Source organism: Blastococcus sp. OS1-29 (assembly GCF_057628075.1).
Window position 1 is genome coordinate 79,143 of record NZ_JBXXJK010000005.1, and the last position, 14,412, is coordinate 93,554.

Here is a 14,412-nt window from a genome sequence, read left to right on the forward strand (position 1 = left end):
CCCTGGGAAGTCGGGGGCGATGGTGCGACTGTGACGAACGGGTTCAGTTCAAGGACCCCGTCCCCCTCAGCGCTCGCGAGCTCGCACCGAGCCTCCGGGCGGGGCCAAGGGATCAGTCGAATTCAAGCAAGGGCGGGCTCGGCGGTGTCGCCGGCCATCGACAGCAGCTCGTGGGCGATGGCCGCGTCGCGCTGCTCGCGGAGGGCCTCCAGCTCCTTCTCCAGCCGCCGCACCTTGGCGCGCAGGGCCGCGTTCTCCTCCGCTACTCGGAGCTCCGCGGGTGCGACGACGTGACCGAACAGGGCCTTGGCCATGACTGCGGCGGCCTTTCCAGCGAGGAGGGTGAGCCCGGCGCCCCGGGAAGCGGTCGGCGCGAGCTGTGGCATCCCCAGGGTGACAGGCCCGGAGACGCTGGTCAACGCGGGACCGGCCTACTCCCCGTGTCGAGGGAGTGTCGTCTTCATCACCCTGTGGTGAACCCCGTGCCGCCCTCCACCGGCGCGGACCGGCGATCCACGCGCGACACCGAACCGGGCGCGCGGGGGCCGTCCAGCGCGGCGACGAGTGCGGCGACGTCGTCCTCGGGCCCTTCGACGACGACCTCGACCCGGCCGTCGGGGAGGTTGGTGGCCGACCCGGCCAGGCCCGCTGCGGTCGCGAGCTCGCGGACGAACCACCGGTACCCGACGCCCTGCACGTGCCCCGACACGACGGCGACGACGCGGGTGGTCATGCCTTGCGGGCCCGCGGGCTCTGTCATTGCCGCCGGGTCCGCGGCCGTGGCTGGCAGGTCGGGCAGCTGTAGCTCGACCGGTTCATGAAGGACTCGCGGCGGATCGGGGTGCCGCACCGCGGGCAGGGCCGGTCGGCCTGCCCGTAGACGGCCAGGAAGCGGGAGAAGTAGCCGCTCTGCCCGTTGACGTCGACGTAGAGGGAGTCGAAGGAGGTGCCGCCCTGGGCCAGGGCCTCCCCCAGCACGTCCCGGACGCCGTCCAGGAGGTCGGCCACCTGAGCACGGGTGAGCTTGTCGGTGGGGCGCCCGCCGTGCAGCCGGGCTCGCCACAGTGCCTCGTCGGCGTAGATGTTGCCGACCCCGCCGATCAGCGTCTGGTCCAGCAACGCCCGCTTCACCTCGGTGCGCCGGCGGCGCAGGGCCGCGGTGAACCCGGCCTCGTCGAAGCTCTCGTCCAGCGGGTCGATGGCGATGTGCGCCAGCCTGCCCGGGATCTGCTCGCCGTCGGCCTGCTCCACCGCCAGCCCGCCGAACGTGCGCTGGTCGACGAACCGCAGCTCGCGGCCGCCGTCGGTGAAGGTGAACCGGGCGCGCAGGTGGGTCTCGTCGGGCGAGGAGGGCTTCTCGACGAGCAGTTGCCCGCTCATGCCGAGGTGGCCGACCAGGGCGGCGCCGGTCGGCGAGCCGTCGGACTCGGCCAGCGGCAGCCAGAGGTACTTGCCGCGGCGATGGGCGGCGGTGAGGGTGCGGCCGGTCAGCGTCGCGACGAAGTGGTCGATGCCCTCGAGGTGCCGCCGGACGGCGCGCGGGTGGTGCACCTCGACGGCCGCGACCGTGCGGCCGGCGACCCACTGCTCCAGGCCCCGGCGGACGACCTCGACCTCGGGAAGCTCGGGCACGGCTCAGCCCTCGAGGAGGGTGTCCGACAGAGACCGCCAGGCGGCCTCGGCGGCCTCCTGCTCGGCGGCCTTCTTCGTCCGGCCCGCGCCCCGGCCGTACTCGGTGCCGGAGAGGACGACCACCGCGGTGAAGGTCTTCGCGTGGTCGGGGCCGTCGTCCTCCACGAGGTAGCTGGGGGCGCCCAGCCCGCGGGCGGCGCCGAGCTCCTGGAGGCTGGTCTTCCAGTCCAGGCCGGCGCCGCGCGTGGCGGCCTCGACCAGCAGCGGATCGAACAGCCGGTGCACGAGCTGCGCGGCCGTGTCCAGGCCGCAGCCGAGGTGGACCGCGCCGATCAGCGCCTCGACCGCGTCGGCGAGGATCGAGTCCTTGTCGCGGCCCCCGGTGCTCTCCTCACCACGCCCCAGCAGGAGCTGCGGGCCGATGCCGCCGTCCCCGAGCCGACGGCCGACCCCGGCGAGGGAGGTCATGTTCACGACGGAGGCACGCAACTTGGCCAGCTGACCCTCGGGGAGGTCGGGCTGGCTGCGGTACAGCTCGTCGGTGACGACCAGCCCGAGCACCGAGTCGCCCAGGAACTCCAGGCGCTCGTTGGTGGGCAGGCCGCCGTTCTCGTACGCGAACGACCGGTGGGTCAGCGCAAGACCGAGCAGCCCGTCGGGCAGCTTGACGCCCAGGGCGTCGTGCAGCCAGCGGGCGGCCCGATCAGCGTGCGTGGCCCCACCCGGCGCGTGCGGGTGAGTGCCTTCCACGACGGTGCTCAGCGCCGTGGGGTCAGACCGAGAGGACCTGACGGCCGGCGTACTGGCCGCAGTTCGGGCACGCCACGTGCGGGGGCTTGAGCTCGCCGCAGGCGCGGTTCGGGCACGGGGCCAGGGTCGGCGCGGAGGCCTTCCACATCGAGCGGCGCGAGCGGGTGTTGGAGCGGGAAGTCTTCCGCTTCGGGACAGCCACGGTCAGTTCTCCTCAGTGGTGGGGATCTCGCCGGGGGTGCCCGACGAGGAAGTGGTGGGGGTGCCGAACTTCTCGGCGAGCCCGGCCCAGCGCGCGTCCACGATCTCGTGGGAGTGGTCGGCCGGCAGGTCGTCGAGGCGCTGACCGCAGTCGACGCAGAGGCCGGCGCAGTCCTCGGTGCAGACGGGTGCGAGGGGCAGGTTCAGCACGACGGTGTCACGAGCCAGCGGGGCGAGGTCGAGGAAGTCCCCCTCGATACGGCGGACCTCGTCCTCCTCGCTGGTGGCCTCGGTCGTGCTGCCCTCGTAGGCGTACAGCTCCTGCACGTCGAGGTGCAGCGTGTCCTCGATCGGCTCCAGGCAGCGGGCGCACGACCCGGTGACGGGGACGTCGAGCTCGCCGGTGACGAGCACGCCCTCCATCACCGACTCCAGCCGCAGCTGCAGGTGCACCTCGCCGCCTGCCGGCACGCCGATGAGCTCGACCCGCCAGCCCTCGGGGGCGGGCACCGTGCGGTCGATCTCCTGCATGCTTCCGGCGCGGCGGCCCAGCTCCCGGAGGTCGATCCGCCAGGGGTTGGCTGCAGGACGCCGGTCACCCGCGGTCCGTGGACCCGGGGACACAGCGCCGGAGCGGTTCGAGGCAGCGGCAGGCATGTCAGTACTCGCGGTAGGCAGTGGGGTGATGGGCCCGGCCGGGGGCCACCCCATGAACAGCGGGGCCACCGGCGGTCGGACCAGGCAACGAGACTACCCGATCCGCCGCGGCGGTCGACGGGCAGCGAGGGGTCAGGGCTCGCGCAGGTTCGAGCGGGCCGTCTCGACCGAGTGCAGCATGCGCTCGAGCGTCGTCCCGAAGTCGGCGAGCCGGCTGTCGACGTACTGGTCCACCTCTGCGCGCATGCGGGCGACATCGGCGGCGGTCTGGGCGCCGAGTTCGTCGGCGCGGGAGACCGCGCCCCGGTAGACCTCGGTCTCGGTGATCAGCCGCTCGTGCTCGGCGACGGCCTCGGCGATCAGCGCCTCGCGGCGCGCGCGTCCGTCGCCGATCAGCTGGTCGGCCTCCGCCTCCGCGTCGGCGAGCAGCTGGTCGGCCTCTGCCTGCGCACGGGCCAGCAGGTCGTCGCGCTGCCGGCGGGCGGTGCCGAGCAGGTCGTCGCGCTGGCGGTGCGCCGCGGCGAGCAGCTGCTCCGTCTCGGTCCGGGTGCGGCCGGTGAGCCGCTCGGCCTCGGCCTGGGCCTGCTGGAGGATCTCGGTGCGCTGCTCGACGATGGCGCCGGCGGCCTGGACGTCCTCCGGGAGGGACTCCCGCAGGTCGTCGAGCAGGTCCAGCAGGTGGTCGCGGGGGACCATGCAGGAGCCCGACATCGGCACGCTGCGGGCGTTCTCGATGACCGTCGTCAGCTCGTCCACGGTCTCGTAGAGGCGGTAGACGACCTCGGTCATACCGCCTCCTGGCTGGCGCTCGTCGGCCGCATGCCCGACGGTGCTCTGTCCTCGCGTGATCTCGCAAGGTCGATCACGAGCCCTTGCCCTTCCGGGCGTGCTCCAGCAGCCGGTCATTGACGGCCTTCGGGACCAGACGGGAGACGTCGCCACCGAAGTTGGCGATCTGCTTGACCAGGCTCGACGACAGGTGACCGACCTGCGGGGCGGTCGGCACGAACAGCGTCTCGATGTTGGCCAGCTCGCGGTTCATCTGCGCCATCTGGAGCTCGTACTCGAAGTCGCTGACCGCCCGCAGACCCTTGACGATCACCGGGATGTCATGGCTGCGGCAGTAGTCGACGAGCAGCCCCTGAAAGCTGTCGACGACGACGTTGGCCAGGCCCGCGACGGCCTCGCGCAGCAGCTCCATGCGCTCGTCGACCGAGAACAGGCCGGCCTTGCCGGGATTGACCAGCACGGCGACGACGAGCTCGTCGTAGAGGCTCGCGGCCCGGTTGATGACGTCGACGTGACCGTTGGTCACCGGGTCGAAGGATCCGGGGCAGACGGCACGCCTCACGAGGAGCGACCGTACCGGAGCTGAGCCTCGCCGTACCGCCGGTCGCGCAGACCGGTCAGCGGTGTCGGCCACGCCCACTCCTTCTCGCGGCTGGGCCGCTCCACCACGACGACCGCCTCGGGGGCCAGCCAGCCGTGGTCGGCCAGCGCTCGCACCACGTCCTGGACCTCCTCGACCGGCGTCGCGTACGGCGGGTCGGCGAGCACCAGATCGAACCGTGCCGGCGCCGTCCCGCCGACCACGGTGGGCACGGAGCCGGCGATCACCCGACCGCCCGGCAACCCGACCGTGGCCAGGTTCTCCTTGAGCACCGGCAGCACGCCCGGCCCCGACTCGACGAAGACGACCGTCGCCGCCCCGCGGGACAGCGCCTCGAGGCCGAGCGCCCCGGAGCCGGCGTAGAGGTCCAGGACGGCGGCGCCTCGGAGGTCCATGAGCGCGGTCAGCGAGTTGAACAGGGCCTCCCGCGCGCGGTCGCCGGTGGGGCGGACGCCGGTGCGCGGCACCTTGAGACGCCGTCCGCCGGCCACACCCGAGATCAGCCGGGTCATGCGTCGCTCATGCCTTCTCGAGCCACTCGGCGCGCTCGTCGGTGGCCATCGCGGCCACCTCGGCGGCCAGCCCCGGGTGGTCCGCCAGGCCGCGCTCGGTCTCGAGGAGGGCCGTGGCCTCGCTCCGCGCGGTGGCGATGAGTTCCTCGTCCTCGAGCAGGGAGAGCATGCGGATGCTCGTGCGCGTGCCGGACTGCGCCGAGCCGAGCACGTCGCCCTCGCGCCGCGTCTCGAGGTCGAGTCGGGCCAGCTCGAAGCCGTCGGAGGTCGCCGCCACCGCGGCCAACCGCTGCCCGGTGCTCGACTGCATCGGGACGTCGGTGACGAGGAGGCAGAGGCCTGCGTGCTTGCCGCGGGCGACGCGGCCACGCAGCTGGTGCAGCTGGCTGACGCCGAAGCGATCGGCGTCCATGACGACCATGACGGTTGCGTTGGGGACGTCCACCCCGACCTCGACCACCGTCGTGGCGACCAGCACGTCGATCTCCCCGGCCGCGAAGGCCCGCATGCGGGCCTCCTTGTCCTCGGCGCCGAGCCGGCCGTGCAGCACGTCGAGCCGCAGCCCCGCGAGCGGACCGTGGCGGAGCAGCTCCGCGACGTCGAGCACGGCGACCGGGGGCTTGCGGTCGTCGTTCCCCGGCGGGGCGCCGTCGGCGTCCTCGGGCTCGTCGTCCGGACCGTCCTGGTCGCCGATGCGAGGACAGACGACGTACGCCTGGCGCCCGGCCGCGACCTCCTCCCGGACCCGCTGCCACGCGCGGTCGATCCAGGCAGGCTTCTCCACCTGGGGGACGACGGAGCTGGAGACGCCACCGCGCCCGCTGGGGAGCTGGCGCAGGGTGGAGGTCTCCAGGTCGCCGTAGACGGTCATGGCCACGGTGCGCGGGATCGGCGTGGCCGTCATGACCAGCACGTGCGGAGGCCGGTTGCCCTTGGCGCGCAGGGCGTCGCGCTGCTCGACGCCGAAGCGGTGCTGCTCGTCGACGACGACGAGACCGAGGTCGGCGAAGTCGACGCTCTCCTGCAGCAGCGCGTGCGTGCCGATCACGATGCCTGCGCGGCCGTCGGCGACGGCCGCCCGGGCCTCGCGCCTCGCGGCTGCCTTCAGCGAGCCGGTCAGCAGCGTCACGCGGGTGCCGGACGGGTCGCCGTCGAGCTCGCCGGCGCGACCGAGCGGGCCGAGGAGCTGGCGGATGCCGCGGGCATGCTGGGCCGCGAGGACCTCGGTCGGCGCGAGCAGGGCGGCCTGTCCCCCGGCGTCGACGACCTGCGCCATGGCACGCAGGGCGACGACCGTCTTCCCCGAGCCGACCTCACCCTGGAGGAGACGGTGCATGGGTTGCTCGCGGTCGAGCTCGGCCGCGAGCACGTCCCCGACCTCGCGCTGGCCGTCGGTGAGCTCGAAGGGCAGCGCCGCGTCGACGGCGTCGAGCAGCCCTCCGGCGACCCGTGGCCGGGCGATGCCGGGCTCCAGGGCCGCCGCCCGCCGCCGGGCGGCGAGGGTGAGCTGGAGGATCAACGCCTCGTCCCACTTCAGCCGGTCGGTCGCGCGTTCGACGTCCTCGTACGTGGTGGGCCGGTGGATGTCGAGCAGTGCGGCCGGCAGCGACAGCAGGCCGTGACGCGCGCGGATCTGCTCGGGCAGCGGGTCCTCCACCAGGTCGGCGAAGCCGCCGCCGGCGCCGAGGAGCAGTTTCACCGACTTCTGGATCACCCAGCTCGAGACGTCCTTGCTGGCCGGGTAGATCGGCACGAGCGCGCGGGCCCAGTCGGTGTCGTCGTCGGCCCCGTCGAGCAGGTGCATGTCGGGGTGCGCGAACTGCTTCTCTCCGCGGTACTCCCCGACCGTGCCGGCGAACATGCCCCACGCGTCGGGCCGCAACTGGGCGTGCCGGTGGTTGAAGAAGACGAGCTTCATGCGGCCGCTGCCGTCGCCGACCACGACCTCGGTGAGCGTGCCCCGGCGGTTCTTCATCGGGCGGGTGTTCACCGAACGCACCTGGGCCAGGACGGTCACGCGGTCGCCGACCTGGACGTCGGCCAGATCGGTCTGCTCACCGCGGCGGGCGTAGCGGCGGGGGTAGTGCCGGAGCAGGTGGCGGACCGTGTGCAGGTTGAGCTGCTCGGCCATGCCCTTGGCCGTCCTGGGACCGAGCACGCGGGACAGCGGCGTCTCGAGGGTGACGCTCACTCGACACCGACCTGCAGCAGGATGCCGTCGGCGCCGCCGCCGTACCGGGTCACCTCGATCGTCGGGTGCGCGGTGGCCAGGTGGCGGCAGACCTGATCGCCCAGAGCCTCGTCGCGACCGATGACGAGCGTGGCCATCTCCCCACCCGCCGAGAGCAACCGGTCGAGGAGCTCGCACGAGACGGCGGCGAGGTCGTCGCCGATGAGCAGGACGTCGCCCTCGGCGGATCCGAGGACGTCGCCGGGGCGACAGGTTCCGGCCATCGTGAGGGCCTCCTGCTCGGCGATCGTGACCTCGGCCCAGCGGGTCGCCGCGGCAGCCTCCGCCATGGCGATCAGGTCGTCGCCGAAACGCCGCGCGCGGTCGGCGACCGCGAGGGCGGCCAGGCCCTGCACCGGCGACCGGGTGGGGAGGACTCCGACGTCGCGGCCGAGCTCGCGGGCACGGGCGGCGGCGCGGGCGGCAACCGCCGAGAGTGACACGTCGTTCGGCAGGACGACGACCTCGACGGCGGCGGAGGCGATCACCTCGTCGAAGATCTCGTCCTCGCTGACGCCGTCGGGACCGCTGCGGACGACCCGGGCGCCCTCGCCCAGGAAGAGGGCGGCGAGGCCGTCGCTGCCGGCGATGGCGATCACGGCGCGGGCACCGGGCACGGGCGCCGACGGGAGCACCGGAGCCAGCGGGGTGACCGAGATGCGGTAGGGGCGCCCGGCCTCGATGCCCGCCTCGATCGCGGCTCCGACGTCCGCCACGTGCACGTGGACGTTCCACTCCCGGCCCTCAGGGGTGTCGACGCCGACGACGACGAGGCTGTCGCCGAGCTCGGCGAGGCGGTGGTGCAGCCGCTCGATCGCGCCTTCATCGCTGTCGGCGAGGAGGTACTGGACCTCACTGCCCGGACCGGCCGGGGGCTGGTGCGGCAGGTGCTCGCCGGAGTGGCGGTGCCCGTGGTCACGCCTGGCCAAGGGGGCGCGGGCCGGTTCGACGCCGGTCACCGTGGTGACGAGCGCGTCGAGGACGAGACAGAGGCCGGCGCCTCCGGCGTCGACCACACCGGCGTCGCGCAGCGCCTGCAACTGGTCGGGGGTGTGCTCGAGCGCGGCGCGAGCGCCGTCGGCAGCCGCCCGGACGACGTCGGCGAGATCGGCAGCTCCCGCGTCGACCGCGGCCACGGCGGCCTCCGCGCTCGCCCGCGCGACGGTGAGGAAGGTGCCCTCCTCGGGGTCGGCCACCGCGGTGTACGCCGTGTCGGCGGCCTTCTGCAGCGCGGTCGCGAGGGCGGCTCCGTCGGCCGGCGGCTGGCCGGCGAGCTGGTCGGCGAGGCCGCGGAGGAGCTGCGCCAGGATCGTGCCCGAGTTGCCCTTGGCCCCCAGAACCGCGCCGCGGGCGAGGACCGACCAGGCCGACTCGGTGGTGCGCGGACCCTGGACGTCGAGGGCGGCGACCGCGGCCTGCGCGGTGAGCAGCAGGTTGGTGCCGGTGTCGCCGTCGGGAACCGGGAACACGTTGAGGTCGTCGAGCCGGGTCCGGGACGTGGACAGGGCGTCGACCGCGGCCCGGTACCACGCACCGACCGCGGCATCGTCCAGCGCCTGCAGCACGGGCGGAGGGTACCCAGACGGTCTGACAGGATCGGTCCGGCGAGCGGTTCCCGGGCCGGACAGGGGGGTGCGGCGACGTCCGCCCCCGGGAGCGGTTAGACTTGTCGACGGTCTTGTTGCGGGTGCTGCCTTGCCCCGCTGTCTGTGAACGATTCTCTGGGAGTGATCAACCGTGGCTGCCGTGTGCGATGTGTGTGGCAAGGGGCCCGGTTTCGGTATGTCGGTGTCGCACTCGCACCGCCGCACGCCGCGCCGTTGGAACCCGAACATCCAGTCCGTGCGGGCGCTCATCGCCCCCGGCAACCGTCGCCGGATCAACGCGTGCACCTCGTGCATCCGCGCCGGCAAGGTCGTGCGCGCCTGACCTGAGGGTCGGCGCGTCCCGGTGGTCCCGGGTGAACCCCGGAGGTCCTCGACCTCCGGGGTTCTTCGCGTGCGCACCGTGTGGACCCGCAGCACCGCACCCACGCCTCCGACTCCCGCCGCCCGCGTTCGACGCTCGGACGGGTCACCGGGAACGGCGGACCGCAGTCCGAGCATCCCCCCGGCATGCCGAGCCGACCCGTGGAGACCGTCGTCGACGGCGGACGACAGACCTCCCCGAAACTCCGGAGGACGTCAGACTCCGGTCAGGCCTCGACCACGCGCCGCCGTCACGATGAGCTCCACCACCGTCTCCAGCGGCACCGCCGTCGTGTCGATCACCAGGTGGTAGTGCTGCGCGTCCGCCGGGTCGCACCGGTAGAAATGCCGCACGTAGGCCTCCCGGGTGCGGTCGTTGGCCTCCATCTCGCGGCGGACCTCGTCCGAGGACCGGCCCGACCGCCCGACCGCCGCGTCCAGGCGCCGGTCGCGCGGGCCGTCCAAACGCACGTGCAGCGCGTCCGGCCGTTCCTTCAGCACGAGTGCGCCCGCTCGGCCGAGCACGACTCCCCCGGCGCCGTCGGCGATCTCCGCCAGCACGCGCTCGGTCTGCTCCCGGTAGGCACGGGCGTCGGGCAGGTTCGACGTCGGCAGCACCCCGCCGACCGGGTCGGGCATCGTCCCCAGCGAGGCGACCAGCCGCCAGAGCCCGCGGACGACGGTCTCGTCGTTCGCCTCGGCCTCCGACACCGGCACTCCCAACCGGACGGCCACCTGCGCCGCGATCGCGCGGTCGTGGAACGGCATGCCCAGCCGCTCGGCCACGGCCCGCGACACCTCGGCGCCCGCGGCCCCGTACGCCGCCGACACGGTCACGACGCCCATGTCGACCCCTCCGTCTCCGTCCCGGGGGCGAGATCCTTCCCCAGGAACACCGCCCCTGGCGAGCAGGCGTAGATGCCGTATCCCTCGATCGGGCCGTAACCGAGGTCGGTGTACAGAGCCACGGCCTCCGGCTGCTCCTGGCCGGTGTTCAGCACGACAGAGGCATGCCCGGCCCGGGCGGCGCCGTCCTCCAGCGCCGCGACGACCACCTGCGCGAGCCCGCGGCGGCGGAACCGGGGCACGACGTACACCCGCTTGATCTCCGCGACGCCGGGCGACTGGACACGCCACGCCCCGCATCCGGCCGGCTCGCCGTCGATCTCCGCCACCAGGAAGATGCCGAGCGGCGGCAGGAACTCGGCGGCATCGACGACGGCCGCGTCCCGCCCGCCGTAGCGACGCACGTACTCCTCCTGCACCTGCTCCACCAGGTCGTGCGCCACCGGGTGGTCGTAGGGCAGGGGGCGCAGGGTGACCGCGGTCCCGTCGCGCAGTCGTTCAGCCGAAGTGGACATGCCCGGGTCCTTCCGCGCCCACCGCCTGGACGGCGTCCGCAGCGGGGCGGCCGTCGACGAACACACCCGCGCGCCGCGGGCCGGTGCGCACCGTCCCGATCGCCGACCAGCCCTCGGGGAGCGGGGTGCGTGCGGGGAAGGTCGCGACCAGGGCGTGATCCTCCCCGCCGGTGAGCACCCACGACATCGGGTCGACCCCGAGCGCCGCGCCCACCTGCTGCAAGGCGCCCGGCGGCTCGAGGCACACCCGCTGGAGAGCTCCGCCGTCCAGGTCGACGGTGACCCGGCTGTCGGCGGCGAGGTGGCCGACGTCGGCCAGCAGGCCGTCGCTCACGTCGCACATCGCCGACGCCCCGGCCTCCGCCGCGGCCGGCCCGGCGGCGTACGGCGGCGCCGGACGGCGGTGCGCCGCCACGGCCGCGATCGGGCTCGAGAAGCCCCGGCGCAGAACGGCGAGGCCGCACGCCGCCCAGCCGAGCCGGCCCGCGAGCGCCACCACGTCCCCGGGGCGCGCCCCCGAGCGCAGCACCGGCGCCCGGCCGCCGAGATCACCCAGCGCGGTCACCGAGAGCACCACCGCCTCGCTGTCCGGGGCCGACGCGACCAGGTCCCCACCGACGACGGCGGCGCCGAGCGGGCCACACTCCGCGGCCAGCCCCGCGGCCACTCCCTCCAGCCACGACGTCGGGGTGCTCGACGGGCAGGCCAGGCCGACGAGCAGCGCGGTCGCGGTCCCACCCATGGCGGCGATGTCGGCCAGGTTCGCCGCGGCGGCCTTGTGCCCGATGTCCTCCGCCGACGACCAGTCGCGCCGGAAGTGCCTGCCCTCGACGAGGACGTCGGTGCTCGCGACGACCCGGCCGTCGGACGTCTGCAGCACCGCACCGTCGTCGCCGGGGCCCACGAGCGCGGCCCGCGCCGAGCCGGCCTGGGCGAGCACCCGGGTGATCACGCCGAACTCTCCGACGACGCGGACGCTGTCGGCCGGATCACCGCGGGGAACGAGGGGGCGGGGGCGAGTCACCTGTCCCATCCTGCCGCTGCGGTAGGTTGCCGATCTGTCCGCCACCCGGCAGGACGGCCGCACTGCCCGAGGAAAGGTCTCCCGTGGTCCACGCCTACATCCTCATCCAGACCGAGGTCGGCAAGGCCGCCCAGGTCGCCACCACCATCGCCGAGATCGACGGCGTGACGAAGGCCGAGGACGTCACGGGTCCCTACGACGTGATCGTCCGCGCCCAGGCCGAGAGCGTCGACGAGCTCGGCCGCCTGGTCGTCGCCCGCGTCCAGTCGGTCGACGGCATCACCCGCACGCTGACGTGCCCCGTCGTCAACATCTGAGTCAGCCCTGAGCGAGGAGAGCCGCCCCCGCGACCCGCTGCGCCGGGTCGCGCTCATCGCGACCGCGATCCTCGTGCCGGTGGTCGTCGCGCTGGTCGTGCTGGTGAACGTGCTGGGCGGCTCCGACGACGCGCCCGCCGACGTCTCGGGCGCCACGGCGACCGCACGGGAGGACCTCCCGGTCCTGCCGGTGGAGGTCCCGCCGGTCACCCCCGAGGCCGAGGCCTCGTGTCCGGCCCTGATGAAGACGCTGCCGCTGGAGCTGTCCGGTCAGCAGTCCCGGCGGGTGAAGTCGGACACGCCGTTCGCCTACGCCTGGGGCGATCCACCGGTGGTCCTGGTCTGCGGGGTCGACCGCCCCGCCGGCTACGTCGTCGGCGCCCCGGCCATCCAGATCAACGGCGTCCAGTTCTACGTCGACACCGACGCCCCCGACACGACCGTGTGGACGACGGTCGACCGTCCGGTCTACGTGCAGATCTCGCTGCCGTCGTCGGTCGACAGCGCCCCGGTCACCGCCCTGACGCCGCAGATCGCCCAGGCCCTCCCCTATCGGGATCCGCAGCCCGGCCGGTGACTCACGGCGGCAGGCGGTCCAGCTGCGCCCGGACGACGGCGCGGACCTCCTTCTCCGCGGCCCCCAGCGACTCCGCGACGGAGGTCACCGAGACGCTGAACGCGCCGTGCCCGCACCAGGCCAGGGCCGCGGGCCCGCCCAGCGACGCCTGGGCGTCCGCGTCGTCGACGGTGAGCATCCGGCAGCCACCCGGTAGGTCCGGCGGGTTCTCGTGGACGACGGCGCCGTACTTCTCGGCGTCGTTCCGGGCGAGGTCCCGGGCGTAGGACCCGGCCCCCGCCCGCGCGCCGAACTGGTCGACGAAGACGCCGGTCATGGGTCCCGACCCCGTCCCCCAGAACCGTTCCCACCCGTAGCGGTAGCCGTACCGCTCCAGCACGTCGCGCTCGCGCCGCGGATCGTCGGAGTAGTCGGCGATGTCGTCCATCGACTTGGGTCCGGCCGGCGGCTGCAGCTCCTCGTCGGGCAGCCGCGGCAGACCGGAGGGCACCTGCGTCACGACGAGGTCGCTCAGCTCGTCGACCGATTCCGGGGTCGGGACGGCGGCGGCCGGGGTCGGCGCCCCTTCCATGGTGCGCGCGCAGCCGGCCGCCGTGGGCAGGCAGGTGAGCACGGCGAGCAGGACGGCGTCCCGGAGGCTCGGCCGCCCGCCGATCACCGAACCGGCCGCGAGCCGGCCGCCAGCGCGGTGGCGATCAGCCGGTCGACGAGTTCGGGGTAGGGAACGCCGCTGGCCGCCCACATGCGAGGGAACATCGAGATCGGCGTGAAGCCCGGCATCGTGTTCACCTCGTTGATCACCAGGGTGTCGCTGCCGTCGGGCGCCGTACCCAGGAAGAAGTCGACCCGCGCGAGCCCCCGGCAGTCCATGGCGAGGAACGCCCGGCGGGAGGCGTCCTGCACCGCCGCGGTCTGCGCCGGCGTGAGGTCGGCCGGCACGTCGAGGTCGACCGAGTCGTCGAGGTACTTGGCCGCGAAGTCGTACCAGTCGACCCCGGCCCGCAGCCGGATCTCCGCAGGCAGACTCGCCTCGGGCAGGCCGGTGCCGGGATCGGCCAGGACACCGCACTCGATCTCGCGGCCGGGCAGCGACGCCTCGACGATGACCTTCGGGTCGACCGCTGCCGCTGCTGCCACCGCCTCCGGGAACTGCGCCCAGTCGGTGACCTTGGTGATGCCGATGCTCGACCCCGCCCGGGACGGCTTCACGAAGACCGGCAGACCCAACCGCTCCCGCGCCGCCTCGTCGAGGACGGCGGGGTCGGCGCACACCGCGCCGGTGGCGTCCCGGAGAACCACGTGGTCGCCCTGCGGCAGCCCGGCCGCCGCGAGGAGCTTCTTGGTGAACTCCTTGTCCATCGACGCCGCGCTCGCGAACACCCCGGAGCCGACGTACGGCAGCCCGGACATCTCCAGGAGCCCCTGGATCGTGCCGTCCTCGCCGTACGCGCCGTGCAGCACGGGGAAGACGACGTCGACCTCGGTCAGCGCCGTGCCGATGGCGGCGGCCGGCTCCAGGACGGCGAGCCCGCGCCCGGCCGGATCGCCGACCAGCGACACCGCCGTCCCGCCGCTGACCTCGGGCAGGTGACCGTCGGTGATGGCCAGGCGCTGGTCCGGATCGGCCAGCACCCACCCGCCCTCGCGCGTGATCCCGACCGGAACCACCTCGTAGCGGTCGGGATCGAGCGCAGCCATCACGCTGCCCGCCGACACGCAGGAGATGGCGTGCTCAGCGCTGCGGCCGCCGAAGACGACCGCGACGCGCAGCTTCTCACCCATGCAGGGCCCCGT

Annotated in this window: 19 protein-coding genes; 3 read left to right on the plus strand and 16 right to left on the minus strand. The window is 74.0% G+C overall.

The genetic code is table 11. From position 1 onward, the window contains the following. Window positions 1-122 precede the first annotated feature (122 nt). The 11 genes from AC2H4J_RS13955 to AC2H4J_RS14005 all read right to left on the minus strand — a co-directional run bounded on the left by AC2H4J_RS13955 (window position 123) and on the right by AC2H4J_RS14005 (window position 8,937). Entirely contained in the window at window positions 123-314 is a 192-nt protein-coding gene (locus AC2H4J_RS13955; RefSeq protein WP_487465472.1) for a hypothetical protein, read from the minus strand. Between the two features lie 149 nt (window positions 315-463). After that, complete coding sequence (locus tag AC2H4J_RS13960) at window positions 464-733, minus strand: acylphosphatase (RefSeq protein WP_487465473.1); 270 nt, start codon at window positions 731-733, stop codon at window positions 464-466. Window positions 734-756: 23 nt separating this feature from the next. Then, complete coding sequence (mutM, locus tag AC2H4J_RS13965; protein WP_487465474.1) at window positions 757-1,632, minus strand: bifunctional DNA-formamidopyrimidine glycosylase/DNA-(apurinic or apyrimidinic site) lyase; 876 nt, start codon at window positions 1,630-1,632, stop codon at window positions 757-759. Between the two features lie 3 nt (window positions 1,633-1,635). Then, window positions 1,636-2,382 (minus strand): ribonuclease III, encoded by a 747-nt coding sequence (gene rnc, locus AC2H4J_RS13970; RefSeq protein ID WP_487465475.1) that lies wholly within the window; start codon window positions 2,380-2,382, stop codon window positions 1,636-1,638. A gap of 22 nt (window positions 2,383-2,404) precedes the next feature. Then, entirely contained in the window at window positions 2,405-2,584 is a 180-nt protein-coding gene (gene rpmF / locus AC2H4J_RS13975) for a 50S ribosomal protein L32 (RefSeq protein ID WP_487465476.1), read from the minus strand. A gap of 2 nt (window positions 2,585-2,586) precedes the next feature. Further along, a complete protein-coding gene (locus AC2H4J_RS13980) occupies window positions 2,587-3,114 on the minus strand; it encodes a YceD family protein (RefSeq protein ID WP_487465477.1) in 528 nt (175 codons plus the stop codon). A 258-nt stretch (window positions 3,115-3,372) separates the two neighbouring features. Then, a complete protein-coding gene (locus AC2H4J_RS13985) occupies window positions 3,373-4,029 on the minus strand; it encodes a hypothetical protein (protein ID WP_487465478.1) in 657 nt (218 codons plus the stop codon). Between the two features lie 73 nt (window positions 4,030-4,102). After that, the gene (gene coaD, locus AC2H4J_RS13990) at window positions 4,103-4,591 is read right to left on the minus strand and encodes a pantetheine-phosphate adenylyltransferase (RefSeq protein ID WP_487465479.1); all 489 of its coding nucleotides are present in this window, start codon (window positions 4,589-4,591) and stop codon (window positions 4,103-4,105) included. Beyond that, window positions 4,588-5,142 carry a 16S rRNA (guanine(966)-N(2))-methyltransferase RsmD gene (gene rsmD, locus AC2H4J_RS13995; RefSeq protein WP_487465480.1) on the minus strand — a complete coding sequence of 185 codons (555 nt, stop codon included), beginning with the start codon at window positions 5,140-5,142 and terminating at the stop codon, window positions 4,588-4,590. Before rsmD ends, coaD begins: the two co-directional genes overlap by 4 nt. Before the next feature lie 7 nt (window positions 5,143-5,149). Next, on the minus strand, window positions 5,150-7,333 hold the full coding sequence (gene recG / locus AC2H4J_RS14000) for an ATP-dependent DNA helicase RecG (RefSeq protein WP_487465481.1): 2,184 nt from the start codon (window positions 7,331-7,333) through the stop codon (window positions 5,150-5,152). Beyond that, window positions 7,330-8,937, minus strand: coding sequence for a DAK2 domain-containing protein (locus tag AC2H4J_RS14005; protein ID WP_487465482.1), 1,608 nt, complete (start codon window positions 8,935-8,937; stop codon window positions 7,330-7,332). The genes recG and AC2H4J_RS14005 overlap by 4 nt, the downstream gene beginning before the upstream one ends. Window positions 8,938-9,118: 181 nt before the next feature. On the opposite strand from AC2H4J_RS14005, the gene rpmB reads away from it, so the two are divergent. Continuing rightward, window positions 9,119-9,301: a 50S ribosomal protein L28 gene (gene rpmB / locus AC2H4J_RS14010; RefSeq protein ID WP_425427062.1), complete on the plus strand. Its 183-nt coding sequence runs from the start codon at window positions 9,119-9,121 to the stop codon at window positions 9,299-9,301. 254 nt (window positions 9,302-9,555) lie between these two features. Here the strand turns inward: rpmB and AC2H4J_RS14015 are convergent, their stop codons facing one another. Genes AC2H4J_RS14015 through AC2H4J_RS14025 form a run of 3 tightly spaced genes read right to left on the minus strand, consistent with a single transcriptional unit; the run spans window position 9,556 to window position 11,724 of the window. After that, on the minus strand, window positions 9,556-10,185 hold the full coding sequence (locus AC2H4J_RS14015) for a cytidylate kinase-like family protein (RefSeq protein ID WP_487465483.1): 630 nt from the start codon (window positions 10,183-10,185) through the stop codon (window positions 9,556-9,558). Next, the gene (locus AC2H4J_RS14020) at window positions 10,173-10,700 is read right to left on the minus strand and encodes a GNAT family N-acetyltransferase (protein ID WP_487465484.1); all 528 of its coding nucleotides are present in this window, start codon (window positions 10,698-10,700) and stop codon (window positions 10,173-10,175) included. The genes AC2H4J_RS14015 and AC2H4J_RS14020 overlap by 13 nt, the downstream gene beginning before the upstream one ends. Then, a complete protein-coding gene (locus AC2H4J_RS14025) occupies window positions 10,684-11,724 on the minus strand; it encodes a thiamine-phosphate kinase (RefSeq protein WP_487465485.1) in 1,041 nt (346 codons plus the stop codon). The genes AC2H4J_RS14020 and AC2H4J_RS14025 overlap by 17 nt, the downstream gene beginning before the upstream one ends. 83 nt (window positions 11,725-11,807) lie before the next feature. Here AC2H4J_RS14025 and AC2H4J_RS14030 point away from each other — a divergent pair, with 83 nt between their 5' ends. Together AC2H4J_RS14030 and AC2H4J_RS14035 are read left to right on the plus strand one after the other, a co-directional pair. Next, entirely contained in the window at window positions 11,808-12,041 is a 234-nt protein-coding gene (locus tag AC2H4J_RS14030) for an Lrp/AsnC family transcriptional regulator (protein WP_487465486.1), read from the plus strand. A 73-nt stretch (window positions 12,042-12,114) separates the two neighbouring features. Next, window positions 12,115-12,618: a DUF3515 domain-containing protein gene (locus tag AC2H4J_RS14035; RefSeq protein WP_487465487.1), complete on the plus strand. Its 504-nt coding sequence runs from the start codon at window positions 12,115-12,117 to the stop codon at window positions 12,616-12,618. 1 nt (window position 12,619) lies between these two features. Here AC2H4J_RS14035 and AC2H4J_RS14040 read toward each other — a convergent pair whose 3' ends face one another. Then, window positions 12,620-13,276, minus strand: a complete 657-nt coding sequence (locus AC2H4J_RS14040; protein ID WP_487465488.1) for a hypothetical protein — start codon at window positions 13,274-13,276, stop codon at window positions 12,620-12,622. Beyond that, on the minus strand, window positions 13,273-14,400 hold the full coding sequence (locus AC2H4J_RS14045) for a D-alanine--D-alanine ligase family protein (RefSeq protein ID WP_487465489.1): 1,128 nt from the start codon (window positions 14,398-14,400) through the stop codon (window positions 13,273-13,275). Before AC2H4J_RS14045 ends, AC2H4J_RS14040 begins: the two co-directional genes overlap by 4 nt. Between the last annotated feature and the right edge of the window lie 12 nt (window positions 14,401-14,412).

What these genes read in the sequence shown, in the direction of transcription:
- AC2H4J_RS13955 (WP_487465472.1), bottom strand. Translation starts at nt 314, where the DNA reads ATGGCCAAGGCCCTGTTCGGTCACGTCGTCGCACCCGCGGAGCTCCGA.
- AC2H4J_RS13960 (WP_487465473.1), bottom strand. Translation starts at nt 733, where the DNA reads ATGACCACCCGCGTCGTCGCCGTCGTGTCGGGGCACGTGCAGGGCGTC.
- AC2H4J_RS13980 (WP_487465477.1), bottom strand. Translation starts at nt 3,114, where the DNA reads ATGCAGGAGATCGACCGCACGGTGCCCGCCCCCGAGGGCTGGCGGGTC.
- AC2H4J_RS13985 (WP_487465478.1), bottom strand. Translation starts at nt 4,029, where the DNA reads ATGACCGAGGTCGTCTACCGCCTCTACGAGACCGTGGACGAGCTGACG.
- rsmD (WP_487465480.1), bottom strand. Translation starts at nt 5,142, where the DNA reads ATGACCCGGCTGATCTCGGGTGTGGCCGGCGGACGGCGTCTCAAGGTG.
- AC2H4J_RS14015 (WP_487465483.1), bottom strand. Translation starts at nt 10,185, where the DNA reads ATGGGCGTCGTGACCGTGTCGGCGGCGTACGGGGCCGCGGGCGCCGAG.
- AC2H4J_RS14020 (WP_487465484.1), bottom strand. Translation starts at nt 10,700, where the DNA reads ATGTCCACTTCGGCTGAACGACTGCGCGACGGGACCGCGGTCACCCTG.
- AC2H4J_RS14045 (WP_487465489.1), bottom strand. Translation starts at nt 14,400, where the DNA reads ATGGGTGAGAAGCTGCGCGTCGCGGTCGTCTTCGGCGGCCGCAGCGCT.